The sequence below is a fragment of the Christiangramia sp. genome (assembly GCF_029937855.1).
Classification (GTDB): domain Bacteria; phylum Bacteroidota; class Bacteroidia; order Flavobacteriales; family Flavobacteriaceae; genus Christiangramia.
The window spans coordinates 318-2,372 of the sequence record NZ_JAPYPC010000072.1; the positions used below are offsets into that span (position 1 = coordinate 318).

1 protein-coding gene is annotated in these 2,055 nt (G+C 44.0%); it reads left to right on the plus strand.

Annotation, left to right across the window (positions count from 1 at the left end; all coding sequences use genetic code 11):
* A partial coding sequence (locus Q1K34_RS17925; RefSeq protein WP_300442104.1) for an Ig-like domain-containing protein occupies positions 1-2,055 on the plus strand: 2,055 nt, incomplete at both ends.

Here is a 2,055-nt window from a genome sequence, read left to right on the forward strand (position 1 = left end):
GGTCAATGAAGATACCGGGGTGGTCACTATGACCGAAAAGGATTTTGAGAACCCTGCCGATGCCAATTCCGATAATATCTATGAAGTAACCCTGGTAGCTACCGATAGTGACGGGAATACTGATGCTGAAGCATGGAGTGTCACGGTTGAAAATGTTGCTGAAGCAGTAAGCTTTAGCATTGATCCGATTGCCGATGCTAATATAGCAGAGAATAGCACCTATACCAGTGAGACCCCATCCATTACCGGAGGTCCGATTGGAACTGTAACCTATAGCCTGAGTGGTGATGATGCTGATGACTTTACCATCAACACCAGCACCGGGGTAGTAAGCATGGTCGCCAGAGATTTTGAGTCTCCGGTGGATGCCGATACCGATAATGTATATGAAGTAACCATTACTGCAACCGATAGTGACGGAAATAAAGATTCTGAATCCTGGAGCGTAAGTGTGACCGATCAGACGGAAGCAGCTGACTTTACTATCGATGCTATTGGAGATACTACCGTAAATGAGAACAGCGCCTATACCGGGCCTGCTCCGAGTTTATCAGGTGATGCTCCTGTTGGAAGTGTAACCTATACCATCACCGGGGCTGATGCTGCCCTGTTCGAGGTCAATGAAGATACCGGGGTGGTCACTATGACCGAAAAGGATTTTGAGAACCCTACCGATGCCAATACCGATAATGTCTATGAAGTAACCCTGGTAGCGACCGATAGTGACGGGAATACCGATTCCGAATCATGGAGTGTGAGTGTAGAGAACTTTGACGAACCTACTACAATAAATGATGACAATCCTTCAACAAATGAGGATACTGCGGTTGATATCAATGTACTCGCCAATGATACCGATGTGGATGATAAATCCCCGGTAACCAGCGTGACTCAGCCAACCATTGGCGTAGTAAGCATCAATGAAGATGGCACGGTTAAATATACTCCTGAAGAAAACTTCAACGGTACAGATTCTTTCACTTATACCAATTCAGAAGGCAACACCGGAACGGTGACTATAACAGTAGACGCTATAGACGATGAAGCGATCTATACCATCGCTGATGCTAAGCCGATCAATGAATATGACAATGAGGAAATACTGGCAACGGTTTCTGATGCTGATGGAAACATTGTTAATGCAGCACTCACCGACGGCTCACTTCCGACTGGCGTTACTTTAAATGCTGATGGAAGCCTTTCAGTTGAAAATGCTGATCTATTGGAAGCCGGAGATTATAGTTTTGAGATCACCACTACCGATGAGAATGGTGGAATTACTGTTCAGACTATTGTCTTGAGTTTTGGGGCCGATTCTGATGTCGATGCGATCTATACCATCGCTGATGCCAAACCGATCAATGAATACGAAAATGAGGATATACTGGCTACCGTATCTGATGCTGATGGAAACATTGTAAATGCAGAAATCACCGACGGCTCACTTCCGGCAGGTGTTACTTTAAACGCTGATGGAAGTCTTTCAGTTGAAAATGCTGATCTATTGGAAGCCGGTGATTATAGTTTTGAGATCACTACTACTGATGAGAATGGTGGAATTACAAGTCAGACTATTGTCTTGAGTTTCGGAGCAGATTCTGATTCCGAAGCGATCTATACGATTGCTGATGCTAAGCCGATCAACGAATATGACAATGAGGATGTACTGGCAACAGTTTCTGATGCTGATGGAGACATTGTAAATGCAGTACTGACCGACGGATCTCTTCCGGCAGGTGTTACTTTAAATGCTGATGGAAGTCTTTCAGTTGAAAATGCTGATCTATTGGAAGCCGGTGATTATAGTTTCGAGATCACTACTACTGATGAGAATGGTGGGATTACAAGTCAGACCATTGTACTTAGTTTTGGGGCAGATTCTGATTCCGAAGCAATCTATACGATTGCTGATGCTAAGCCGATCAATCAATATGAAAATAATGAGGTACTCGCAACAGTTTCTGATGCTGATGGCCAAATTGTAAATACTGAAGTAACAAATGGTAATCTTCCTCCGGGAGTGATTCTAAATGAAGATGGAAGTCTTTCCGTTGA